At 70.0% G+C, this 22,983-nt stretch carries 26 protein-coding genes; 11 read left to right on the forward strand and 15 right to left on the reverse strand.

Translation table 11 applies throughout. The annotated features are described in order from the left end of the window. Positions 1–32 precede the first annotated feature (32 nt). The 4 genes from DDV73_RS18185 to DDV73_RS18200 are packed head-to-tail and all read left to right on the forward strand — an operon-like array spanning position 33 to position 1,975. Positions 33–575, forward strand: a complete 543-nt coding sequence (locus tag DDV73_RS18185) for a hypothetical protein (RefSeq protein ID WP_109508680.1) — start codon at positions 33–35, stop codon at positions 573–575. Positions 576–606: 31 nt separating this feature from the next. Further along, a complete protein-coding gene (locus DDV73_RS18190) occupies positions 607–858 on the forward strand; it encodes an antitoxin (RefSeq protein WP_109508681.1) in 252 nt (83 codons plus the stop codon). Then, positions 859–1,239 (forward strand): type II toxin-antitoxin system VapC family toxin, encoded by a 381-nt coding sequence (locus DDV73_RS18195; protein ID WP_109508682.1) that lies wholly within the window; start codon positions 859–861, stop codon positions 1,237–1,239. Positions 1,240–1,252: 13 nt separating this feature from the next. Next, entirely contained in the window at positions 1,253–1,975 is a 723-nt protein-coding gene (locus tag DDV73_RS18200) for a suppressor of fused domain protein (protein ID WP_109508683.1), read from the forward strand. 153 nt (positions 1,976–2,128) lie between these two features. On the opposite strand, the gene DDV73_RS18205 is transcribed toward DDV73_RS18200, so the two are convergent. Then, positions 2,129–2,800, reverse strand: coding sequence for a class I SAM-dependent methyltransferase (locus DDV73_RS18205; protein ID WP_206050947.1), 672 nt, complete (start codon positions 2,798–2,800; stop codon positions 2,129–2,131). Between the two features lie 54 nt (positions 2,801–2,854). Between DDV73_RS18205 and DDV73_RS18210 the strand changes: the two genes are divergently transcribed. Continuing rightward, complete coding sequence (locus tag DDV73_RS18210) at positions 2,855–3,268, forward strand: hypothetical protein (protein ID WP_154402803.1); 414 nt, start codon at positions 2,855–2,857, stop codon at positions 3,266–3,268. Between the two features lie 27 nt (positions 3,269–3,295). Here DDV73_RS18210 and DDV73_RS18215 read toward each other — a convergent pair whose 3' ends face one another. Continuing rightward, positions 3,296–5,137 carry an LVIVD repeat-containing protein gene (locus DDV73_RS18215; RefSeq protein ID WP_109508685.1) on the reverse strand — a complete coding sequence of 614 codons (1,842 nt, stop codon included), beginning with the start codon at positions 5,135–5,137 and terminating at the stop codon, positions 3,296–3,298. 160 nt (positions 5,138–5,297) lie between these two features. Here DDV73_RS18215 and DDV73_RS28260 point away from each other — a divergent pair, with 160 nt between their 5' ends. Next, on the forward strand, positions 5,298–5,960 hold the full coding sequence (locus tag DDV73_RS28260; protein ID WP_161962451.1) for a DUF305 domain-containing protein: 663 nt from the start codon (positions 5,298–5,300) through the stop codon (positions 5,958–5,960). A gap of 111 nt (positions 5,961–6,071) precedes the next feature. On the opposite strand, the gene glnA is transcribed toward DDV73_RS28260, so the two are convergent. Continuing rightward, positions 6,072–7,490 (reverse strand): type I glutamate--ammonia ligase, encoded by a 1,419-nt coding sequence (glnA, locus tag DDV73_RS18225; RefSeq protein ID WP_109508686.1) that lies wholly within the window; start codon positions 7,488–7,490, stop codon positions 6,072–6,074. A gap of 190 nt (positions 7,491–7,680) precedes the next feature. Between glnA and DDV73_RS18230 the strand changes: the two genes are divergently transcribed. Beyond that, a complete protein-coding gene (locus DDV73_RS18230; RefSeq protein WP_109508687.1) occupies positions 7,681–8,091 on the forward strand; it encodes an RDD family protein in 411 nt (136 codons plus the stop codon). A 72-nt stretch (positions 8,092–8,163) separates the two neighbouring features. Continuing rightward, complete coding sequence (locus DDV73_RS18235; protein ID WP_109508688.1) at positions 8,164–9,054, forward strand: SCO4651 family lipoprotein; 891 nt, start codon at positions 8,164–8,166, stop codon at positions 9,052–9,054. Between the two features lies 1 nt (position 9,055). Here DDV73_RS18235 and DDV73_RS18240 read toward each other — a convergent pair whose 3' ends face one another. From DDV73_RS18240 to DDV73_RS18270, 7 genes are all read right to left on the reverse strand, one after another. Beyond that, on the reverse strand, positions 9,056–9,328 hold the full coding sequence (locus DDV73_RS18240; RefSeq protein WP_109508689.1) for a hypothetical protein: 273 nt from the start codon (positions 9,326–9,328) through the stop codon (positions 9,056–9,058). A gap of 19 nt (positions 9,329–9,347) precedes the next feature. Next, positions 9,348–10,052 carry a DUF4191 domain-containing protein gene (locus tag DDV73_RS18245; RefSeq protein ID WP_109508690.1) on the reverse strand — a complete coding sequence of 235 codons (705 nt, stop codon included), beginning with the start codon at positions 10,050–10,052 and terminating at the stop codon, positions 9,348–9,350. A gap of 37 nt (positions 10,053–10,089) precedes the next feature. Continuing rightward, on the reverse strand, positions 10,090–11,070 hold the full coding sequence (lipA, locus tag DDV73_RS18250; RefSeq protein ID WP_109508963.1) for a lipoyl synthase: 981 nt from the start codon (positions 11,068–11,070) through the stop codon (positions 10,090–10,092). A gap of 69 nt (positions 11,071–11,139) precedes the next feature. Then, positions 11,140–12,117, reverse strand: a complete 978-nt coding sequence (locus tag DDV73_RS18255) for an ABC transporter permease subunit (protein ID WP_109508691.1) — start codon at positions 12,115–12,117, stop codon at positions 11,140–11,142. Continuing rightward, positions 12,114–13,058, reverse strand: coding sequence for an ABC transporter ATP-binding protein (locus DDV73_RS18260; RefSeq protein ID WP_109508692.1), 945 nt, complete (start codon positions 13,056–13,058; stop codon positions 12,114–12,116). Before DDV73_RS18260 ends, DDV73_RS18255 begins: the two co-directional genes overlap by 4 nt. Before the next feature lie 45 nt (positions 13,059–13,103). Continuing rightward, on the reverse strand, positions 13,104–13,853 hold the full coding sequence (gene lipB / locus DDV73_RS18265; RefSeq protein ID WP_240617352.1) for a lipoyl(octanoyl) transferase LipB: 750 nt from the start codon (positions 13,851–13,853) through the stop codon (positions 13,104–13,106). Positions 13,854–14,010: 157 nt separating this feature from the next. Continuing rightward, entirely contained in the window at positions 14,011–14,427 is a 417-nt protein-coding gene (locus DDV73_RS18270; RefSeq protein WP_206050948.1) for a DUF2000 domain-containing protein, read from the reverse strand. Positions 14,428–14,476: 49 nt separating this feature from the next. Between DDV73_RS18270 and DDV73_RS18275 the strand changes: the two genes are divergently transcribed. Next, entirely contained in the window at positions 14,477–15,277 is an 801-nt protein-coding gene (locus tag DDV73_RS18275) for a helix-turn-helix transcriptional regulator (RefSeq protein ID WP_109508694.1), read from the forward strand. Positions 15,278–15,339: 62 nt separating this feature from the next. Next, positions 15,340–15,849, forward strand: coding sequence for a hypothetical protein (locus DDV73_RS18280; RefSeq protein WP_109508695.1), 510 nt, complete (start codon positions 15,340–15,342; stop codon positions 15,847–15,849). Positions 15,850–16,136: 287 nt separating this feature from the next. On the opposite strand, the gene DDV73_RS18285 is transcribed toward DDV73_RS18280, so the two are convergent. Then, the gene (locus DDV73_RS18285; protein ID WP_109508696.1) at positions 16,137–17,027 is read right to left on the reverse strand and encodes a TIGR01777 family oxidoreductase; all 891 of its coding nucleotides are present in this window, start codon (positions 17,025–17,027) and stop codon (positions 16,137–16,139) included. Between the two features lie 61 nt (positions 17,028–17,088). On the opposite strand from DDV73_RS18285, the gene DDV73_RS18290 reads away from it, so the two are divergent. After that, the gene (locus tag DDV73_RS18290; RefSeq protein WP_154402804.1) at positions 17,089–17,913 is read left to right on the forward strand and encodes a hypothetical protein; all 825 of its coding nucleotides are present in this window, start codon (positions 17,089–17,091) and stop codon (positions 17,911–17,913) included. Positions 17,914–17,922: 9 nt separating this feature from the next. On the opposite strand, the gene DDV73_RS18295 is transcribed toward DDV73_RS18290, so the two are convergent. The 4 genes from DDV73_RS18295 to sucB form a co-directional block, all read right to left on the reverse strand. Continuing rightward, positions 17,923–19,587, reverse strand: coding sequence for a copper resistance CopC/CopD family protein (locus DDV73_RS18295; protein ID WP_109508698.1), 1,665 nt, complete (start codon positions 19,585–19,587; stop codon positions 17,923–17,925). Continuing rightward, positions 19,584–20,354, reverse strand: a complete 771-nt coding sequence (locus DDV73_RS18300; RefSeq protein WP_109508699.1) for a YcnI family copper-binding membrane protein — start codon at positions 20,352–20,354, stop codon at positions 19,584–19,586. The genes DDV73_RS18295 and DDV73_RS18300 overlap by 4 nt, the downstream gene beginning before the upstream one ends. Positions 20,355–20,496: 142 nt before the next feature. Continuing rightward, positions 20,497–21,036, reverse strand: a complete 540-nt coding sequence (locus tag DDV73_RS18305; RefSeq protein ID WP_109508700.1) for a hypothetical protein — start codon at positions 21,034–21,036, stop codon at positions 20,497–20,499. A gap of 49 nt (positions 21,037–21,085) precedes the next feature. After that, positions 21,086–22,915 carry a 2-oxoglutarate dehydrogenase, E2 component, dihydrolipoamide succinyltransferase gene (sucB, locus tag DDV73_RS18310; RefSeq protein WP_109508701.1) on the reverse strand — a complete coding sequence of 610 codons (1,830 nt, stop codon included), beginning with the start codon at positions 22,913–22,915 and terminating at the stop codon, positions 21,086–21,088. Positions 22,916–22,983: the final 68 nt, after the last annotated feature.

The following is a 22,983-nucleotide window of genomic DNA, read 5'->3' on the forward strand; positions in this document are numbered from 1 at the left end:
TGACGGGCGGGGCTGAGCGGAGGGTTGTGTCCATGGGATACCAGACAGACTTCGTCGGCTACCTGCACGTCGATCCACCACTCAACGCCCGTGAGATTGAGCTGATCAACAGCATCTCCCACTCGATCTACCTCGACCGGCGGCCAAGCGGTCCTCGGGCGCTGGGCGAGGACGAGGGGGTGATCAACGCGGTGAAGGCGGAGGCGCCATGGGGGTGGTCGAACTGGACCTCGTGCGCCAAGGGCTGCTGCTTGAGCTATGACGGCGGCGACAAGGCCAACCAGATGGTGCCGTGGCTGAAGTACCTGATGGCGTCCTTTCTCGTGCCGGGTGCAACGGTGCAGTCGTTGCCGGAGGCCGGGGCGCTGACCTGTGACCACGTGCTCAACGGGATGGTGGTCGGCTCTCGCCGCGACAACCGCGAGCTCTACTCGATCACCGTGCGCGACAGCGCCGTCGAGGTGGAGCTTCTCTGGCCCGGGGTCAAGGAGTGGAGCGACTATCCGCCCCTGGCGTACCAGGTCGAGATCGACCGCTTCCGCGCCTGGGTGCTCGAACGCCGCCGAAGCACATGAGCTGAGCAGCGATAGGCGTATGGTTAGGCGTATGCCACGCATGCAGGTCTACTTGCCCGATGCGCTCTACAAGCAGGTGAAGGAGCGCGGCCTGCCCGCGTCCGAGCTGCTTCAGGAGGCGATCGTCGCTGAGCTGCGCCGGCAGGAGCTCGAGACGCGTGCCGACGAGTACCTCGCGGACCTGCTCGCCGAGGTCGGCGAGCCGACGGAGACCGAGACCGCCCGCGCGGACGCGATCGCCCGGCGACTTCAGGAACGAGCGCTGTCCGCAAGGGCAGGCTAAATGCTGGTTCTTGATTCGGGTGGTCTGAGCCGTCTCGCGAAGCGCGATCGCCAGACCGCCGCGTTGCTTCTGGCCCTTCGTCGACGCGGACTCTGGCCCGCGGTGGTTCCGACAGTTGTTCTCGCGGAGTCGCTCACCGGCTCACCACAGCGGGACGCGAACGTCAATCGGCTTCTGAAGGCCTGCGACATGCGGCCGGCCGTCTCTGAGCGGATGGCACGCCGGGCGGCGGAGCTGCGCACGAAGTCTCGCCGCGGCTCTGCTGTCGACGCGCTGGTCGTCGCCATCGCCGAGCCCGGGAGTACCGTGCTGAGCTCCGACGGGGAAGACCTTGGCGCCTTGGCGGCTAACGCTGCCGATGTCTTCATCGAGATTGTCTGAAGGGAGGATCTGAATGAAGCTCCGACGGAGGAAGAACGGCAGCAGGGTCCTGCGTCACCAGCCCCGGGACCGTGAGTTCGAGTACGCGGGTGGCGGCTGCAGCGAAACCATCGACGCCATCGACCGTCATCTGGCGACCCACATCGGACCGGTGGCGACCGTGTTCCACGAGATCGTCTCCGACCTCGTCCACATCGACGTGCACCTGGTGCCGGCTGCCGCCGACCGCCCGTTCCACACGTTGGTCACCTCAGGCATGAGCGACCTCCCGATGTCCGTCCCACCAGACCTCGTCGGCGACGTACCCGAGCACGTTGAAGTGATGATCCTGCTCCCGGAATCCTGGCCGACCGACGAGGAGTCATGGCAGGACGAGCGTCACTACTGGCCGATCCTGACGCTCAAGATCCTGGCCCGCTTGCCGCACGAGTACGACACCTGGCTGGGCGCCTGGCACTCGATGCCGAACGGCGATCCGGCAGCGCCGTACGCCGATGACACCGACTTCTGTGGCGTGATGCTTGCGCCGCCGCTCCGCTTCCCGCGCGAGTTCGGCTCGCTGCGCACCGACGACGGCCGCGAGATCCACCTGCTGGCGGTGCTTCCGCTGCTTCCCGATGAGCTCGCGGCCAAGGTCGAGCGGGGCTCCGACGTACTCCTTGACGGGTTCGACGAGCACGGCATCAGCGAGCTGTTCGACCCCCACCGCGGGTCCGTGCTGCAAGCTCGCGGCTGACTGCGAAGGCTAGCAACGCGAAACGGCGGCTGACGCTGTGATGTCGCAAGAGTGATCGAACTCAGGCGTGAAAAGACGCCAGTTTCAGCGTTTGCTGACACATCGATGGCACAGAAGACATCATCGACAGGCGCGGAGCCGGCCACGAAGGCTTCAAGCGCCGCCTGTAGTGGCGCCCGCGCCGCCCTTTGCCGCGAGCAGTATCACCTGGTCGTCACGTTCGGCGCCGACCGGACGGCGATCGAAGCGAGCGATCGCTGGGAGTCCTGCGGAGGTGAGCCACTCGATCACTTCCTCGGCTTGGAAGCGGTAGCGGACCAGAGTGACGTCGTGGCCGTACGGCGCGTAGGTGGCCGAGGTGTCGTGCATGCCCTCGCCGGCCTGGAATCCAACAAGCAGGTGGCCGCCGGCACGCAGGACGCGGCCGGCCTCGTCGTACAGCCGCTGCTGATGCTCGCGCTCGGTGTGGATGGTGGAATACCAGAGAAGGACGCCGTCGAACACGCCGCTCTCATACGGCAGGTCGCTGATCGAGCCGACCCGGAACCGGAGATCCGGATGGTCCCGGCGGGCCATCGCGACCATGCCGGGAGACAGGTCGACCCCCTCCACCGCGAGGTCGCGATCGGCGAGATAGCGGCTCAGCCGACCGGCGCCGCAGCCGGCGTCGAGCACCCGCCCTCCTGAGCCGACGGCCGCGACGAACGCGTCCACCATCGCGAGGTCCAGCGTCGCCTCAGGACGCAGGTCCGGGATCAGTGCCGCGTAGCTCTCCGCGACGGTGTCGTAGGCGTCCTGCACACTCGCGTACCGCTCGGCTTTCACGGTGCGACCGTAGACGCAACCCAGCGGGGAGAACGATCTGGGTAGACTTCGAACATGCGTTCGGGCCGGTCGGGTGTGGGTGAGGAGCCGCTTCCGTTCGAGTTGGAGCCTGGTCCGGAGCGACCGGCCAAACAGCCCCGGCCACCCCGTGCGGTCCGCGTGCCGGTCGCGGTCCGGATCGGCGACGAGCTCGCTGTCGCGCGCGGGTGGCCGGCCGGGACCGAGGTGGTCATCGATCGGTCCAGGCGGGCGGTCCGCGGCGACGTCGTACTCTTCCGCGAGCGCGGGGTGCTGGCTGCTGCCACGGTCGATCGGCAGTTCGGTCGCCCGGTGTTGCGCAACGACAGGGGGATCTCGTGGATAGGCCTCGGCGCCGACGTCGTCGGCGTGGTCGTCCTCGTCGGCCAAGCGCTGTGCCAGCTACCCCCGGCCCCCGACGTTGCGGAGCCCGAGGCCGACGTTCTCTGATGAGAACAGCGTCGCCGGGGCTCCGCTCTACGGACGCAGCGAGTCGCGCAGGGCCGCCAGTGCGTCTCGCAGGTCGGAGTCGTCGAGCACCCGGATCGCCTTGTTCAGCTGATCGATGGCCGAGGCCGCCTCGCCGTTGGCGACCAACTTCTCAGCCTTCGCGAGGTGTCCGCCGACCTTGGCCTCGGTCTTCTCGGCCAGCGAGCCAGCTCGGACCGCCTGGTCGTAGTACGCCCCTGCGACGTTGAAGCTCGGCGCCCAGGTGATCTCCGTCTGGTGCTGGGCGTTGAACTCGTCGACCTGGTACTCCTTCGCCGCCCCGAGCTCGTTCTCTGACAGCAGGTCGCTCTCGAGCAGCCCGAATGTGTCGAAGCCGCGGGCGATCTCGGTGCCGTAGACCTTGCCGTTGTACCAGTAGGTCGCCCACAGACCGCCGAGGTTCAGTCCGGTGGGGTTCTGCGGGACCGCGATGGGTCCGCGGTCGAAGTAGCCGATCTCGACCGGGTTCGCCGCGTCGGTGAAGTCCACGAGCGAGAGGCCGCCCTGGTACCAGGCCTGAACGAGGATGTCCCGGCCCGGCACGGGTACGAGCGAGGCGTTGTGCGCCACGCAGTTCTCCTGCGAGGTCTGCACAGCCGGCATCTTGAAGTAGCTGGCGAACTCCATCTGGCCGCCGTTGATCTCGTAGAAGGAGTCCGCGCCCCATTCGAGCTGGTCGGTGGCGCGGCAGCGCGCGCTCGTCCCGCCGCCCCACTCGTCGGTGAACATCGCCGTCGTGCCGTCGTTGTTCAGTGTCGCCGAGTGCCAGTAGGAGTAGTTCGGATCACTGACGGCGTCGAGCCGAACCGGGTTCACCGGGTCGGTGATGTCGAGCAGGATGCCGTTGCCCTGGCATGCGCCGGCGAGGACACCGAGCTCGGGGTAGGCCGTCATGTCGTGACAGGTGTTGGTGTTCGGCAGCGGCGAGTACCCGGTTCCCGACGGGTGTGTCTGCTCCGGTGTCGGGGGTACGCCAGGCACGAGGGGCGGCGTGTTCTGCAGCCCGTTGAAGGCACCTGTGACGGGATCCGTGAAGATCCGCGGCTGGCTGACGATCGACGCCGTTTCCGGAGCAGCCAGCGGGACCTGGATGACGTCGATCCGCCACTGCGTCGGGTTCCCCGTGGTCACCGGGTCCTTGGTGAGCGCGGCGTTCTCACACCCGGCCAGCTCGGCCGCCGGCCGCACGCCGGCTGTGCCGGAGTTGTAGATGTAGACGTTGTCGGGGTCGTCAGGATCGGTGACGACCGTGTGCGTGTGGGACCCCCGGCACGTCTGCACACCGGGCAGCTGCACCGGGTTGTCGATGTCGCTGATGTCGAAGATCCGTACGCCGCGGAACCTCTCGGCACTGACGGGCGTGCCGGGAGGGAAGCCCTGGGTGCCGCAGTCGATCCGGCCGCGGGTCTCCTCAACGGAGATGAAGAGCAGGTCGCCGTAGACCGAGGGGTCGCCCTGGCCACCGGGGCACACGAAGCTGGTGCGCAGCGTCGGGTCGTCCGGGTCGGAGATGTCGTAGACCTGGAAGCCGTTGAAGCTGCCGACGATCGCGTGGTCCCCGGTGAAGGCGAGGTCGGAGTTGGCCGTCGCGATGCCGGTGAAGCCGATCGGAGGGGTGTCGAACGCGCCCGCCCGCGGGTCGTTGTCGAGATGGTCGACGTTGCTGGACACCTCGGTCCACGGGAAGTACCCGGGGGACAGTCCGACCCGCGGATCATTGGGGTCCGGTGGGTCCGCCAACGCCGATGTCGGCGCCAACGTCGCAACCAGCACCGCGGCACCTGCCCCCGCGATGGTGCGGCCCACCAGACTGCGAAGCTTGCCGTTCATAGCGACGTCCTCCCACCGTGTGCCGGTCCGGTCGCCCACGGGGTCGCAGATATGCGGCGTGGGAGCCGAGAAGGACCTAGTCTTAGGCAGACTAGTGTCGTTCGTCGTGACACGCCAGAGGCGAGCCACGTCTCGAAGTAGATGCGAGGGACCTGATCTGATGCTGACCCGCCCGCGGAACCTTGCGGCTCAGGCTCTCGCGCTGGCTGCCCTGACTGTCCTCTCGGCATGCACCTCCGACGGTGGGGACGAGTCGGAGGACCGGGCACCTGTCGTCCAGCTCGGCGGTCCCGGAGGCACCAACCGGGAGCTGACCGAGGACGAGGTCGATGCGATCGAGGAGCCGACGCACACCAAGGCGGACGTCGCCTTCGTGCAGAACATGATCCCGCACCACGAGCAGGCGCTGACGATGATCGACCTGGTTGACGCCCGCGCCGACAGCGCCGACCTGCCGAAGCTCACGAAGCGGATGGCCATCTCGCAGCTGGACGAGATCACCCAGCTCGAGACCTGGTTGACCCAGCGAGGCGAAGACTTGCCCGGGGCCCATCACGAGCACGGCAGCGGGCACGACATGCTGATGCCGGGGATGCTCACCGAGGCCGAGCTTGCTCAACTGCGGGGAGCGCGCGGGGCGCGGTTCGACCGGCTGTTCCTGCAATACATGATCCGCCACCACGAGGGCGCGGTCATCATGGTGCAGGACTTGCTGAACGGAGGCGGCGGACAGGAGCCGGCGATCTTCCAACTGGCCCAGCACATCGAGTCTGACCAGACGATCGAGATCTCCCGGATGAAGCACCTGCTCGTCGAGAAGTAGCAGCTGTGATCGCTGACCGACGATTCCGCGCTTCCAACTGACGGTGGCCCCCGGGAGGAGTCTCGGGGGCCACCGCTCGATCGAATATGAGCGATCCGATCAGTTTACGACCTAGATGTCGTAGTAAAGCTCGAACTCGTGCGGGTGGGGGCGGAGGGCGACGGGGGCGATCTCGCTCTCGCGCTTGTAGTCGATCCAGGTCTCGATCAGGTCGGGGGTGAAGACGCCACCCTCGAGCAGGAAGTCGTGGTCGGCCTCCAGCGAGTCCATGACCGCCGAGAGCGAGCCGGGGACGGTGGGGATGTTGGCGTGCTCGTCCGGCGGCAGCTCGTAGAGGTCCTTGTCGACCGGCTCGTGCGGCTCGATCTTGTTCTTGATGCCGTCGATGCCGGCCAGCAGCATCGCGGAGAACGCGAGGTACGGGTTGGCCGACGGGTCGGGGCAGCGGAACTCGACGCGCTTGGCCTTCGGGTTGGCGCCGGTGATCGGGATCCGGATGCAGGCCGAGCGGTTGCGCTGGGAGTAGACCAGGTTGACCGGGGCCTCGAAGCCGGGGACCAGACGGTGGTAGGAGTTCACGGTCGGGTTGGTGAACGCCAGCAGCGACGGCGCGTGCTTGAGCAGGCCGCCGATGTAGTAGCGCGCCATGTCGGACAGGCCGGCGTACCCGGTCTCGTCGTAGAACAGCGGCTCGCCGCCGTTCCAGATCGACTGGTGGCAGTGCATGCCCGAGCCGTTGTCGCCGAAGATCGGCTTCGGCATGAAGGTCGCGGTCTTGCCGTTGCGCCAGGCGACGTTCTTGACCAGGTACTTGAACTTCATGACGTTGTCGGCGGTGACCAGCAGCTCGTCGAAGCGGAAGTTGATCTCCGCTTGACCGGCGGTGCCGACCTCGTGGTGCGCACGCTCGACGACCAGGCCGGAGGCCTCGATCTCCTTGACGATCTCGTCGCGGAGGTCGCCGAAGTGGTCGTACGGCGCGACCGGGAAGTAGCCGCCCTTGTACTTCACCTTGTAGCCGCGGTTGTTCTCCTCCGACCCGGTGTTCCAGGCGCCCGCCTCAGAGTCGATGTGGTAGAAACCGGCGTTCTGCTTGGTCTCGAAACGGACCGAGTCGAACACGTAGAACTCGGCCTCGGGCGCGAAGTACGCCGTGTCGCCGATGCCGGTGGACTTGAGGTACTCCTGCGCCTTCCGGGCAATGTTGCGCGGGTCGCGCGAGTACGCCTCGCCGGTGAGCGGGTCGTGGATGAAGAAGTTGACGACCAGCGTCTTCGCCTCGCGGAACGGGTCGAGGTACGCCGTGGTCGGGTCCGGGAACAGCGACATGTCGGACTCGTGGATGGCCTGGAAGCCGCGCACGGACGAACCGTCGAAGTTCACGCCGTCGTCGAAGACCGACTGGTCGAACGACGACACCGGGATCGTGAAGTGCTGCATGACACCGGGCAGATCGCAGAAGCGGACGTCGACCATCTCAACGGCCTCGTCCTTGAGGTACTTCAGCAGCTCGTCGCTGTTTGCGAACATTCGTCCTCCTTGGCCGCGCGCGAGGGCTGGCCGGTTGCTATGCGGTTGGAGCGTCGGTGCCACGCTGCATCGATCTCCCCGCAACCTAAGCAGGGGCAGTTTCTTGACCGTATCTGGTTTGTTTCGGGCACGTAACAGGTCTGACGGAGCACGTGCGCTCGGGCGTGGCGCCGGGGCATAGGGTGCAACGGTGATCGAGACCGCTTCCTGGCTCCGCCGCATCGTGGCCCTGCTGGTCGACTGGTTCGCGTGCATGCTGGTCGCGGTACTGCTCGTCGAGACCGGCGCGCTGCCCGGAAACCCCAACGGGTTCTTCACCCTCGGCCTGTTCGTCGTCGAGTCGACGCTGCTGACCGCGCTGATGGGAGGCTCGTTCGGCAAGCTCGCGACCCGGCTCCGCGTCGTACGCATGGACGGCAGCGGCCGGCCACCGGACCTGTTGCGCTCGCTGCTGCGGTCCGTGCTGATCTGCCTGGTGATCCCGCCGCTGGTTTTCCGCCCCGACGGCCGCGGTCTGCACGACATGCTGGCGGGTTCGGCGACGGTGGAACTGGGTAAGAACCGGGCCGGATCCGGCACCGGCTCAGGGTCCGAGGGCTAAATTCGTCAAAGCACAGCATTCGATCCCAGACCGTACGTCGAGCACCGGAGCGACCTCATGCGCCGTCCGTCCATGTCACCGCACAGGATCCGCCGCCTGGCCGCGCCCAGCGTCGCGGCGCTGGCCCTGGTGGCCGTCACCGCCTGCGGTGCCCAGCAGAACGACGGCGACGCCGATGCGGCCGACGCCAACAAGTCCGCCAGCCAGGCCGGCGCGAACGCCGTACCCGCTGACGCGCCGGCGGCTGCGCTGGCCGCCGACAAGGACAGGGAGAGGGTCGACCCGGACATCTTCGTCGCCGACCTGCGCGCCGCCCTGGCCGAGGCGGAGACCGGACACCTGGTGGTTACCGCCGACCTGTTCGGTACGCCGTTCGAGGTCAGCGGCGACGTCGACTTCCGCGGAGACACGCCCGCCGTGGCCGGCGTGGTGAGCGGCGGCATGGCCGGCGAGGGAACCGAGGTGCGGCTGGTCGACGGCGTGCTCTACGCCAAGGTGCCCGGCATCTCCGACGGCAAGTTCCTCAAGCTCGACCTGGGCAGCCTCGGCAGCTTCGGAGGACTCGGCGAGATCGACTCGATGTCCGACCCACTGGCGGCCCTGGACGAGTACAGCGACGTGATCAGCTCGGTCACCCTGGTCGGGACCGACACCATTGACGGCGAGCCGACCGAGCACTACCGGGTCCGGCTCGACCCGGCGAAGCTGAAGAAGCACGACCGGATGTCGGCCGGTCACGAGCTGCCGAAGAACGTCGCGTTCGACGTGTGGGTCGGCGCGGACGACAACCTGGTCCGCAAGCTGGTCGTCGACCTGCCCCGCATGGGCGACTTGTCGCTCCGGGCATCCGACTGGGGACAGGACGTGAAGATCACGGCGCCCAAGCCGTCCGAGGTCACCGACCTCACCTTGGGTGACCTTCTCGGCGACCTGAGCGAGCTCGGCGCCGGCTACGACTCCTGAGCTACGCCGAACCGTTGACGGAGAACCGCTCGACCTCGCCGTCCGCGGTGACCGTGGCGTTCCAGTAGCAGGATCCACACCGTCTCTTCACGACGATGTAGGACTCTTCCCATGACATGTCGCTGACGTCGCAGAGCGCGTTGATGGCCGCGACGTAGTCGGCAAAGCGCGCGACCGGCCGAGCCTCGGTCGCGATGCTGGGTCCGTCGTCGAGACCACGGCTGCTCCAGTTGAGTGGTCTCGACGACGGTTGCTGCGCAACCTGCTCGACCACCGACGTGCAGCCAGACGTCTTAGCGGCCGCGCATGTTCTGGCGGGCGCCCTTGAGGTTGGTCGGGATCGGGCCCTTCGGCAGCGGGATGTTCGGCCGGTTGGCGTCCAGTGCCTTGAGCCGGTTGAGGATGTCGGTGATCTCCGCGGGCTTCACCTGGCGGCCGAGCTTGGTGATGTGCTTGACCAGCTTGGAGATCGGCACCTCGCCGTCGTCGTTGCCGCAGACGACCTCGTGGACCGGCGTCTCGGCGGCCACCCGCTCGTGCTTGCGGCGCTCGGTGGCGAGCAGTGTCTTGACCCGGTTCGGGTTGCCCTCGGCGACCAGCACGATGCCGGGCGGGCCGACCACCCGGTGGACGACGTCCTGCTGCTTGGTGAAGGCGATGACCGGGTCGGTCTTCCAGCCGCGCCGGAGCATGCCGAGGGCGGCGGCGGCCGCGCCGGGCTGCCCCTCCATCTGCATGTACGCCGCCTTCTGGGCGCGCCGGCCGAACAGGATCACGACCGCGAGAAAGCCGACCAGCACGGCTCCGACGACAGCGAACACCCACTGCAGGATCCCGCTGCCGGGCAGGAACCAGAACAGCGCGAAGCCGAGGCCGCCGACCACCAGGAAGGTGAGCAGCAGCAGCCACCCGATCCTCGGGTCGCTCTTCTTGGTCATCCGGTAGGTCTGGACGACCTGCTGGCGACGGCTCAGGTCGGACGGCGCGGGGGTAGACATGTTGCTGCCTTTGCTGGAGATGCGGGGACGAGATCGATTATCGCGCAGCGGATGCCGCGGTACTCATGGACGGGGTCACGGCGTCGCGTGCCTCCATGGCCTGACGGTACAGGCGCCCAGCCCGGTACGACGAGCGGACCAGCGGACCGGACAGGACGCCGGAGAAGCCGATCTCCTCGGCCTCGGCCGCGAGCTCGACGAACTCCTGCGGCTTGACCCAGCGCTCCACGGGGTGGTGGCGCACCGACGGGCGGAGGTACTGGGTGATCGTGACCAGCTCGGTGCCGGCGTCGTACAGGTCGCGCAGCGCCTGGCTGACCTCCTCGCGGGTCTCGCCCATGCCGAGGATCAGGTTGGACTTGGTGACCAGGCCGAAGTCGCGGGCGGCGGTCAGGACGCCGAGCGAGCGGTCGTAGCGGAACGCCGGCCGGATCCGCTTGAAGATCCGCGGCACGGTCTCGACGTTGTGAGCCAGCACCTCGGGCCGCGACTCGAACACCTCGGCCAGCAGGTCCGGCTTGCCGTTGAAGTCGGGGATCAGGTTCTCGACACCGGTGCCGGGGTTGACCTCGTGGATCACGCGCACGGTCTCGGCGTACAGCCAGGCGCCGCCGTCGGGCAGGTCGTCGCGGGCGACGCCGGTGATCGTGGCGTACTTCAGGCCCATCTTCTGCACCGACTCCGCGACCCGGCGCGGCTCGTCGCGGTCCAGCGGCTGCGGCTTGCCGGTGTCGATCTGGCAGAAGTCGCAGCGACGGGTGCACTGGTCGCCGCCGATCAGGAACGTCGCCTCACGGTCCTCCCAGCACTCGAAGATGTTGGGGCAGCCCGCCTCCTGGCACACGGTGTGCAGGCCCTCGGACTTCACCAGGCTCTGCAGCGCGGTGTACTCGGGGCCCATCTTCGCCCGGGTCTTGATCCACTCCGGCTTGCGCTCGATCGGGGTCTCCGCGTTGCGGACCTCCAGACGAAGCAGCTTGCGACCTTCAGGGGCGGGACTCGTCGGCGCTTGGGTCACGTCAGCCAACTGTACGCGGCAGCTCAGGGCCACCCAATTCAGCCGGCCGTCGGCCGGCTGCGGCGTCGATCACGGTACGTCGCGGCGGTGGAACAGCCACAGCGAGAGTACGGCGACGATCGCCAGCGGGACCCCGAAGTAGAGCATGCCCTGGGTGAGCGTGATGACCTTCTCGATGCCGTCGCAGGAGTCGTCCATTCCGCTGCACGGAGGGAAGAAGGTGTACTCGTAGCGGCCGGCAAGGACGGCGTAGATGTTGGTCGGAGTGAGCCACCGCTCGGAGTCGTCGAGTGGCAGGAGACCGATCAGGATGTTCCCGGCGACCGCGATCCCGAACATCAGCGAGATCGTGGCGACCGTGCTCCGGAACAGCATGGTCAGGGCGTAGCCGGCCAGGGCGGCGCCAGCGCCGACCAGGACGCCGCGGCCATTGAGGGCGAGGATCTTGCGCCACTGGTCGCCGGACACCGCGATGTCGCGGGACTCGGTGAGCGCCCAGATGCCGAGCCAGAACGCCGCGAGGATCGCCGCGCTGGCGAGCGCGGCGACCAGGGCCACCGCGGCCGCCTTGGCCAGCCAGACCCGGACCCGGCGTGGCTCGAACAGCAGCTGGTTGCCCATCGACCCGGTCGCCCAGTCGTGACCGGCGTAGGTCACCGACGCGATCATCAGCAGCGCCGCGACGACGCCGGCCAGGCCGACGCCGATGCCGGTGCGGGCCTCGCCGATGTCGAGCGGCTGCCGGGAGACGTAGAACTCCGCGCGCGGGACCACCGCCTCCTCGCAGTCTGCCTCGCTCGCCGTACCGGGCAGGCCCCAGTTGCTGGGGTTCTCGATGCAGTCCCGCAGCGACTCCTCGACCCAGGGCTGGTTGGCGTCGGCAGCGGCCTGCCGCTCGGCCTGGGCCAGCTCTTCGTCGGACACCGGTCGGCTGTCCCAGGCGGTGCCGGCGAACATCAGGATGGCGATCACCGCTGCCAGTCCGAGCAGCACGAGTACGGCGCGGCGCAGGCGGAGTCGGGTCAGCTCGACGGTGAGGAGCCTCACTGGTTGTCTCCCTTGGCTGCCTCGGCACCGAGCGTGTCGCCGCTGGTCAGGTCGAGGAAGAAGCTCTCGAGATCCTGGCGGACCGGCGTCAGCTCGGCGACCCAGAGGTCGTGGCTGGCGAGGTGCCGGGTGATCTCGGCGGGTGACCGGTCGGTGTCGACCCGGACGATCTCGCCGTCGAGGGTGGCGGGCAGCTTGACCTCGTTGAGCACGGCCACGGCGCGCTCCGGGTCGGCCACCCGGACGGCGTACGACGTCCCACGGGCGAGCAGGTCGTCGACCTTGCCCGACGCGAGCACCCGGCCGTTGCCGATGATGGTCGCGCTGGTGCAGACCTGCTGCACCTCGGCCAGGATGTGCGAGCTGAGCAGCACGGTCACGCCGGACTCGCCGAGGACCCGGATGGTCTCGCGGACCTCGCGGATGCCGGCCGGGTCCAGCCCGTTGGTGGGCTCGTCGAGGATCAGCAGCCGCGGCTGTTTGACGAGCGTCGCGGCGATCGCGAGCCGCTGCTTCATCCCGAGCGAGTAGGACTTGTAGCGGTCCCGGTCGCGGCCGGTGAGCGAGACCGTCTCGAGCACCTCGTCGACGCGCTCGTCCGGCGTACCGATCGCGCGGCCGAGCAATTGGAGGTTCTGGCGGCCGCTGAACGTGGGCGAGAACTTCGGCGCCTCCACGACGGCGCCGACCTGGGTCATCACCTCGGGAAGGTGATGGGGGACCGGTCGCCCGAACAGCGCCATCGTGCCGGCCGTCGGCCGGGCCAGGCCGAGCAGCATCCGGATCGTGGTGGTCTTGCCGGAGCCGTTGGGGCCGAGGAAGCCGTGCACGCCGCCGGCGCGCACGTTCAGGTCGAGGTTGTTCACCGCCACCAGGCGGCCGCCGCGGCGCGACACGAACTCCTTGCGTAGCCCGGTCGTCTCGATGACGAAGTCGCTCACGAGCGCCCTCCCCGTTGATGGTGGGGAGGATCCTGCCAGAACGAGCTAGCCCGCGGGCGTAACCAGCTCGATCCGGGGATGGCGGCCGGGCTCGGGGCGGGGCTCGTAGTCCGGCGTCCTGGTGTACGGCGCCCACGCGAGCAGCTCGCTCAGGTGTCGTCGTACGCTCGGCAGCACGTCGCGAACCGTCACCTCGCGGCCCAGCTCCCGGCTGAGCGAGGTAACGCCGGCGTCGGCGATCCCGCACGGCACGAACCGGTCGTACCAGCCGAGGTCGATGTCGCAGTTGATGGCGAAGCCGTGCATGGTGATGCCCCGGCTGACCCGGATCCCGATCGCCGCGAGCTTCCGTTCCGGCCGTCCGGTCGCGGGGTCGGCCTGCATCCAGACGCCGCTGCGGCCGGGCACCCGGGCGGTCTCCAGCCCGAGGTCTCCGCAGACCGCGATCAGCGCCTCCTCGAGGCGACGTACGTAGTCGACGACGTACACGTGGGCAGGCAGCCGCACGATCGGGTAGCCGACCAGCTGGCCGGGCCCGTGGAAGGTGATCTTGCCGCCGCGGTCGACGTCGATCACCGGCGCGCCGCCAGAGTCGAGCGGCCGCTCGTCGGGGGTGGTGCGCTTGCCGGCGGTGAACACCGGTGGGTGCTCCAGCAGCAGCACCGTCTCCGGCCCCGTGCCGGCGTCGACCGCCGCATGCCGCGCGCGTTGCAGGTCCCACGCGGCGAGGTAGTCGGTCGCGTACTCGCCGAACCCGACCTCCTCGAACCGCAGCTCGGTCTTCACGTCGCTCACCCTGCGAGCCTAGATCACCAACCCCAAGGGCTCGCTTGCTGCCGTCGGCCCGCCCTCCCAGGGGGCAACCCCCGTCCTCCGGCATCATTCAACCGCGGCTCGGCGCGCGACGGGCGCCGGCGCCACCTGCCTGTGGACAGATCGGCCTGTGGATAGGTCAGCGGTGCAGGTGGGTTCCCTTGAGGATCTTGTCGACCGCATTGCGCGGCGCGTGGACGGCCAAGCCGACCAGGTCGAGGTGGTCGCGGCCGACCGCGCGCACGACGGCCCGGTTGTCGTCGTCGTTGCCGGTGCGGAACATGTCCGAGGTGAACACCGCGGTCGCCGCCTCACGCCGTACGGCGCGGGCGTGGGCCTCGGTGATCGCCTCCTTGGACCCCTCGAAGACCAGCACCGGCTGCCCGAAGACCGCGAGGTACGGCGTGCCGTCGGCGTCCTCGTAGGGCTCGCCGATGATCTGCGGGAACGCGGCGGCGATGCCGCTGGCGAGGAACGCGGTCACGTTGAGCCGCTGCCAGGTCTCGAGGTCGTCGCGTAGGACGATGGCGATCTTGGTGTCGAAGCGTCGGTCCATGCCCTGATCGTCGCCCGGCGCGGTGTGGCCGGTCTTGTACGTTCTTGACATGGCGCCGGCAGCACAGGTGCGAGCGTGGCGGCCTCCGGTCGAGGGCGTGGCGGAGGTGCTGCATGCCCGGTTCCACGACCACGCCTACCCGCTGCACACCCACGACACCTGGACGCTGCTGATCGTCGATGACGGCGTCGTCACCTACGACCTGGACCGGCATCCGCACGGCGCGCTCGACGGCGTGGTCACGCTGCTCCCTCCGCACGTGCCGCACGACGGTCGGGCGGCGGTGGCGGGCGGCTTCCGGAAGCGGGTGGTCTACCTCGAGGAGGACCAACTCGACCTGGGCCTGGTCGGTGCCGCCGTCGACCACCCCGGGTTGCGCGATCCGGAGCTGCGGGCCGCGGTCGCGGCGCTGCACACCTCGCTGGCCGCGCGTGGCGACGAGCTCGAGTCCGAGTCGCGGCTCGCGATGGTCCGCGACGGCCTGGTACGGCGGCTTCGCCCGGCGGCCGCGCCACCCGTCGTACCCAGCGACCCGGCCTTGGCGGGCCGGCTCCGCGAGCTGCTCGACGCACGCGTCGTCGACGGCGTCTCGCTCGACCAGGCAGCAGCCGAGCTGGGCGCCGCGCCGACCCACCTGGTGCGCAGCTTCGGTCAGGCGTACGGCATCGCCCCGCACCGCTACCTCACCGGCCGCCGCGTCGACCGGGCCCGACGGCTGTTGCTCGACGGCCGACGTCCCGCGGAGGTTGCCGCGGAGGTTGGCTTCTACGACCAGGCCCATCTCTCCCGGCACTTCCGCCGAACACTCGGCGTCACGCCGGGTGCATTCGCGAACGGTGCGCGCGGCTGAGCCAGATCGGGCCTGTGGATAACTTTCGACGGGTTTCGGCGGATTCCGGCAGGCTGAGCCGGGTGAACCTGCACCGTGCGCTGCTCCTGGTCGCCTTCCTCCTGGGCGTGGCCGCCATGCTCACCGGTGCGCTGTGGCAGCTCGACCGGGCGGGTCGAGCCGAGGCTCCGGCCGAGTCGCGCCAGGAGTCGCCGCCGTCCGAGCGGGAGCGGGCACTCATGGTGCTGCGCGACTGGGACGCCCGACGATCCGAGGCCTACGCGACGGCCGACGTCACCGCGCTGATGCGCCTGTACGCCGCCGACTCATCGGCCGGTGCCAACGACGTCGCGATGCTGCGCCGGTACGCCGCCCGCGGACTGCGGGTCACCGGCATCCGGACCCAGATCCTGGCCGCCGACGTACGAGAGCTCTCGGCCACCACGATGCGGTTGCGGGTCACCGACCGGATGGTGGGCGCCCGTGCGGTCAGCCGCTCGGAGACCGTCGACCTGCCGCGCGACCGGGCCAGCACCCGCACCATCTCGTTCGTACGCCGCCACGGCAGCTGGGTCGTCGCCGAAGTCCGCTGAGACGGATCCCCGACCCGGCCCGTCTTCACGCGGTACGGCGTCGACCCGGCCGGTGTTCACGGGGTACGGCGTCGACCCGGCCGGTGTTCACGGGGTACGGCGTCGACCCGGCCCGTCTTCACTCACCCAAGCGTCAACACGGGCCGGGTCGGCGCTTCCAGGCGTTAACACGGGCCGGGTCGACGCTTCTAGGCGTTAACACGGGCCGGGTCGGCGCTGGTAGGCGTGAAGACGGGCCGGGTCGGCGCTGGTAGGCGTGAAGACGGGCCGGGTCGGCGGTGGCAGGTTCAGGAAAGCGCGGCGGCGATCACGTCGATCGCGTCGTGGTCACGGAACTCGAAGCCGGCGTCCTGGAGCGCCATGGGGCGGACACGCGTCGAGCCCAGCACCTCCGGCGCCAGCCTCCCGGCAAGGGTGCGCAGCACGGTCGCCGGCGCCGCGAGCCGGGCCTTCCGGCCGACAGCGGACGCCAGGGCCTGGGTGAACTCGCGGTTGGTCGGCGCGATCGGACAGCTGACGTTGTACGGCCCCGCGGGCAGCTCGGACTCGGCCAGGAAGGTGACCGCCGCCAGCCAGTCGCGTAGCGAGACGATCGGGAAGAACTGCGACCCGTCGCCCAACCGGGCGCCCAGGCCGAGCCGCCAGGGGAGCAGCATCTGCTTCAGCGGCGGTGCGGCTCGGTCGATGACCGGGGAGGTCCGCAGCACGATCACTCGGGACCCGTGCTCCGCGGCCGGCTCGGTAGCCGCCTGCCACTCCCGGCAGACCTCGGTCATGAAGGAGTCGCCCACGCTCGCGGTCGACTCGGTCACCTCCCGGTCGCGGTGGTCGCCGTACCAGCCGATGGCGTTGCCGGCCACGAGCGTCGGCTTGCCGGTCCCGCCGGCGATGGTGTCGGCGAGCACCCGGGTGGTGACGACCCGGCTGTTTCGCAGCTCGCGCGCCCACTTCTTGGAGTGCGGGTTCCCGGCGGTCGGGGCGCCGGCGAGGTTCACGACTACGTCGGCCTGGCGGACCAGCGTCCGGTCCAGGGTCCCCGCGTACGGGTCCCACCGGGACTCGGACGGCGAGGTCGGCTCGCGCCGTACCAGCCGGGACACCTCGTGGCCCCGGGCCTCCAGGTGCGTCACCAGATGGCTGCCGAGGAAACCGGACGATCCGGCGATCACGAGGTGCATGACACCACTCTGGCATGGCCCGGAGTACGCCGCCCGCAGACCGCTTTGCCAGAATCGAGCGGTGCGTCGGTTTCTGTGTCTGCTCGTGTGCGTGCTGGTCGTCACCGGCTGTTCCGACGAGCCGTCGCCGGAGCCGGCGGGGCACACCCATTCCGGCGGCGCATCTGTGTCACTGCCCGTCGGCGACGGCACCGCCCGTTACGAGGTCGGCTACGAGATGGCCCGGGTCGGGCTGCCGGAGCGGGCTGGGACTGCCGGCGAGCTGACCTTCCGGATCCTCTACACCGGCCGCGCACAGACCAGGTTCCTGTTCGAGCAGACCAAGAAGATGCACGTGTACGTCGTCCGCGACGACCTCGCGGTCTTCCGGCACGTGCACCCGGAGATGACCGAGGACGGCACCTGGAAGGCGCGGCTCACGCTGCCGTCCGGCGGCGGCTACCGGGTGGTCGCGGAGTTCGTCGCCGAGGACGACGGCGGCAACGGCGACCACCTGATCCTCGGCGACACCATCTACGTCGCCGGCACGACGACCCCGGCGCCGAAGCCGCCGACCCGGCAGGCCGACGATGGCATCGTGCAGGCGGCGGTCAACGGCGACGGCAGCGTCGGCGAGCAGGGCAGGCTGTCCATCACGGTCGGCCGAGCCGGCGGTGGCGGCGTGCGCCTGGGCACCTACTTGGGCACCTACGCCCACCTGACCGGCTTCGCGGAGAGCGGGGCGATGGTGCACATGCACCCGCTCGGCTCGCCCGAGCCGGACGCAGGCGGCTCCCAGCTCCAGTTCCACTCGGCGTTCGCGCAGGCCGGGAGGTACCGGCTGTTCGTCCAGGTGCGGGTGGACGGGCTGGTACACACGGTGCCGGTCGCCGTTACCGTCCGATAGTGGTCGCGCCTACTCCGGTACGGCGATCTCGAGCGTGGTCACCGGGTTCTCGAACTCGCTGACCTTGACGCTCACCTGGACCTCCCAGGTCCCTGCGGTCGGCAGCACGACCGAAGCGGTGTAGGTGCCGCTGTCGACGGCGGTGAGCGGCAGCGAGCCGAGGTCGACGCTGCCTGACCTGACCGATACCTCCGGCGCCGCGGGAGGTTCCCAGGGCTCGCCCCGGTCGTCCTGGAGCTGCACGGTCAGCGTGTTGCTGCCGACCTTGCGTGGAGTCATCACGGCGAGCACCCGGAGCTCGCCCGCTGTCTCGGCGACCACGCCGGTCGGTTCGGCCACCGCGGTCGCCGCCTCGCCGCGGGGCGGCTTGTGGACCAGATAGCCGGTGACCATCAGCAGCGCGACCAGCAACGCCGCCTCAACCCCGACCGCGGTCCGCAGCAGCGTGGCTACCTGCCGGCGGTCGGTGTCGCCGACGGCGTTCTGGGCCCGGGGCAGCAGCACGAACCGGTTCCAGGCGGCCACCAGCCCGACGACTGCGGCCACGCCGATCTTCACCAGCAGCAGCCGGCCGTACGCCGTACCGAAAAGGTTGTCCCACGACCCGACCAGCCGCCAGGCGAGCAGGCTGCCGCAGACGGTGACCAGGCCGAGCAGGACGGCGGCCGTCGCGGAGAAGCGGCTCAGCAGCTCCGCGGCGACCCGCTCCCGGCCGGCGAGGGCTACCAGGCACAGGATCAGACCGAGCAGTCCGCCCAGCCAGACCGCGCCCGCGGCCACGTGGAGGACGTCGGTGACGGTCAGCAGCGGGCTGGGGGAGTAGGCCCGGTTGTGGCCGACCACCGCCGGGCTGATCACCGCCAGGGCGGCGCCGGCGAGCGGGGCCCGCCGCCACGCGCTCCCGGCCGGCGTGAGCGGCAGCGTGAACGAGCTGAGCGCTAGGCCGACCACCAGCAGCCCGGCCGCGAGCAGCTCGGAGCCGACCAGGTCGGGGGAGATCGTGACGAGCCGGACGTCGCCGAAGTCCTCACCGAGTTTGTCGAGCCCGGCGATCGGGACCGTGATCGCCGCGGCCACTCCGGCCACGGCCGTCGCGACCCGGATCGTGCCGCGCAGCTGGCGGCGTACCCGGTCCAGCCGGTGGCGCTCGGGAAGCAGGAGGCAGGCGAACGCGGTCAGTCCGGCGGCGACGAACAAGCCGACGTACATCAGTCCCTGCACGACGTCGCCGACCCGGGTCACCCAGACCGAGGTGGTCCGCACCTCCGGCTCCTCGACGACCGCGCTCGGCGCGCCGACCGCGAAGCTCAGCGACCCGGCCACTGGATGTCCGTCGGCCGAGATCACCCGCCAGGCCACCACGTAGCTGCCCTCGGCGAGGTCCTCGGGTACGTCGACGGTCACCACCTTGTCGACCGCACGGGCGTCGCTGTCGAGCTCACCGGCGGCGTCGTAGGTGCCGACCGCATCCGCACCGAGCCGGACCGGCTCACTGAACGTCAGGGTCACCTGGTCCGGGGCCTCGGCCAGGACCGCGCCCTCCGCCGGGTCGGTGCTGACCAGCTCGGCGTGTGCGCTGGCAGGCGTCGCCACGCCGAGGACCGACGCGGCGACGACCAGGGCGAGGACGGCGAGCCGCGCGGCCCACCGTCCCCGCCTCGTTGGGTCGGTCACTGGCGGCGGCGTACCTGGAGCAGTGCGGCACCGCCGGCCAGCAGACCGAGGACTCCGGCGCCGAGGCCGGTGTAGCCGACTGCGGGGGAGACGTCGTCGGAGTCGTCACCGGAGTCGCCGGACTCGCTCGACTCGGCGCTGTCGTCGGCGTCGTCAGCAGCCTCGTCGGGCTCGTCAGGCGCCTCGTCCGCCTCGCCGTGTGCGTCGTCCGCGTCGGCCTCCGTGACGACGAAGACGGGTGCCGGGTGCTCCAGCTCCTCCGCGTTCCCGCCGTCCGCAGCCACCTCGGTCCATCCGGTCTGACCCTTGGTGCAGGTCTGGATGGTCGGGAAGGCGAGCGTCTCGCCCGCGGTCTCCGGCAGCTGCAGCGAGAGCTCGAAGGTGTCCCGGACTCCGTCCGGCAGAGGGGACTTCGCGGTGTAGGTGACCGTGGCGACGCGCTCGGTCACCTCGTTGCCGTGCGCGTCCTGGACCGGCGTGGCGAGCTTCTTCATCTGGATCGACTCGGTCCAGAACGAGTTCCGGGTCGGCGTCACCGACAGGATCGGCTCGGGGATCTGGATCGCGACCTTGGTGGTCGGCGAGCCGTCGCAGCCGTGCGGGACGCTGACGGTCAGCACGGTGTAGGCGCCGGCGGCGGTCTCGGACGGGGTGATGGTCACGTGGGCGTTGGCGGTCCCCGCGGTGGCGAGGGTGAGCACGCCGACCGCGGCCGGCAGCGCGGCCAGTCGGAGCAGCGGGCGCGCGAGAGTACGTCGGGTTGTCATGGGTCTTCTTTCGTCGTTTTCGTCCGGTCGGGAGCAGGCCCGTGTCCGGGCGCTTGAACGATCGTTCGTTCAAAGAACGCCGCATGAACGAACGGTCGTTCAAAGCGCGGATGGGCTCAGTGTCGTATCGGTTCTTGCGCACTCAAGGGCGCGCGAGAGCGACCGGAGGCCCGCGGGGAGCAGCGCAGAGCTCGACAAACCTGGCGTGCGGCCGGGTCGGCGTACGCCGGAGGACGGGGACCGCGCCGACCGGGGCGGCGGGCCCGGCCCGCAGCCAGCCGACGGCCGCCTCGAGGGCACGAGCGCGCAGCGACCAGACGGCGGCCACCACCAGCGCGCTGACGGCGTGCGCCAGGATCATGCTGCCGCTGGGCACCGCCGCGCCGAGGTCGACGGCGGTGGTGCCGACGGCGGTGTCAACCGCAGGGCCGGCGTGGGCGCCATGCGCCGCGTGCGGTTCGGCGCTGGCCGGGAGGGCGGCGTACCCGATGTGGACAGCGACCTGGGCCAGCGAGCCGACGGCGACCGCAGGCAGGTAGCCGATCCGGCCGCGCAGGAACGCCGCCGACAGCCCGAACACCAGCAGCGTCAGTGCCGCGATCGTCCAGGGGTCGGGCAATGACCCACCCGCGAGCACGTGTGCGGCGGTGACGCCGAAGACGATCTCAGCGGTCGCCAGCAACGCCGCCGGGAGCCACCGGTCGGCACGCCGGATACGGACTGCTCGCAGATCAGACCTCGAACTGGCCGGACTCGAGCCGGGCCTTCACATCGGTGAGGAACCGCGCGGCGTCCGCACCGTCGACGAGCCGGTGGTCGTAGGTGAGGGCGAGGTAGACCATCTGCCGGACCGCGATCGTCTCGCCGAGGTTCGGGTCGTCGATCACGACCGCCCGCTTGACCACCGAGCCGGTACCGAGGATCGCGACCTGCGGCTGGTTGATGATCGGGGTGTCGAACAGTGCGCCGCGACTGCCGGTGTTGGTCAGCGTGAAGGTGCCGCCCGCGAGGTCGTCCGGACCGATCTTGTTGTTGCGGGTCCGGTCGGCGAGGTCGGCGATCTTCTTGGCCAGCCCGGAGATCGACAGGTCGCCGGCCTCCTTGATCACCGGCGTGAGCAGGCCCTTCTCGGTGTCCACGGCGATCGCGAGGTTCTCGCGGTCGAAGTAGGTGACCTCGCCCTTCCCGCCGTCGATCGTCGCGTTGAGCGACGGGTGCACCTTCAGCGCGTCGATCGCTGCCTTGGCGAAGAACGGGAAGTACGAGAGCTTCACACCCTCGCGCGCCGCGAACTCGGCCTTGACGCTGTCACGCAGCCGCGAGATCGCGGTGACGTCGACCTCGACGACCGTGGTCAGCTGGGCGCTGGTCTGCAGCGACTCGACCATCCGCGCGGCGATCACCTTGCGGAGCCGGGTCATCGGCTCGGTCTTGCCACGCAGCGGCGATGGCGCGGCCGGTGCAGCGGCGGCGGGGGCACCGGCGGCAGCAGCGGCCGGCGCAGCGGCGGGGGCAGCCGCCTCCTTCGCCTTGGCGGCGTCGACGACGTCCTGCTTGCGGATCCGTCCGCCTACGCCGGTACCGGTCACGGTCGCCAGGTCGACACCGTGCTGGGCGGCGAGCTTGCGGACGAGAGGGGTGACATAGCCGCTCGGCTCCGCCGCCGTCGCGATCGGCGCGGCCGGCTCGGCGGGGGCCGACGGCTGCGTGGGTACGGCGACCGGCGGCGCTGCCGGTGCGGCCGGTGCCGCAGGAGCGGGTGCGGCCGGCTGAGTAGGCGCAGGCGCAGGCGCAGGCGCAGGAGCCGGGGCTGCCGGGGCCGGCGCCTCGGGGGCAGCGGGTGCGGGTGCCTCGGCGGCGGGGGCTTCTGGCTGGGCCGGCGCAGGGGCGGCTGCGGCGGCGCCGGAGCCGATGATTGCGAGTTCGGCGCCGACCTCGACGGTCTCGTCCTCGGCCACCTTGACCTCGAGCAGCGTCCCGGCCACCGGGGAGGGGATCTCGGTGTCGACCTTGTCGGTGGACACCTCCAGCAGCGGCTCGTCGACCGCAACCTCTTCGCCGACCTGCTTCAGCCAGCGGGTGACGGTGCCCTCGGTGACCGACTCACCGAGCGCCGGCAGCGTGATCGACGTACCGCCGCCACTGGGTGCGGCCGGAGCCGGCGCGGCTTCCTGAGCGGGAGCCTCGGCTGCGGGTGCCTCCGCGGCAGGAGCCTCGGGCGCGGCCGGTGCCTCGGCGGCGGGCTCTTGCGCGGCGGGCTCCTCGGCGGGAGCGGCCTCGGCGGCCGGTGCCTCGGCCGCAGGCGCGGAGCCGGCGCTCTCGCCGTCCGCACCGATCACAGCGAGGATCGCGCCGACCTCGACGGTGTCGTCCTCGTTGGCCTTGATCTCGAGCAGGGTCCCGGCCACCGGGGAGGGGATCTCGGTGTCGACCTTGTCGGTCGACACCTCCAGCAGCGGCTCGTCGACGGCGACGGCCTCGCCGACCTGCTTCAGCCAGCGGGTGACGGTGCCCTCGGTAACAGATTCTCCGAGAGCCGGGAGGGTTACTTCAGTGGCCATTGCTGTCCTTCGCTCAGTCGGTGACGATCAGACTCTAGTGACACTAGCCAGTGAAACTAGTCAGTAAC

It is taken from the genome of Nocardioides speluncae, assembly GCF_003121585.1.
Classification (GTDB): Bacteria; Actinomycetota; Actinomycetes; order Propionibacteriales; family Nocardioidaceae; genus Nocardioides; species Nocardioides speluncae.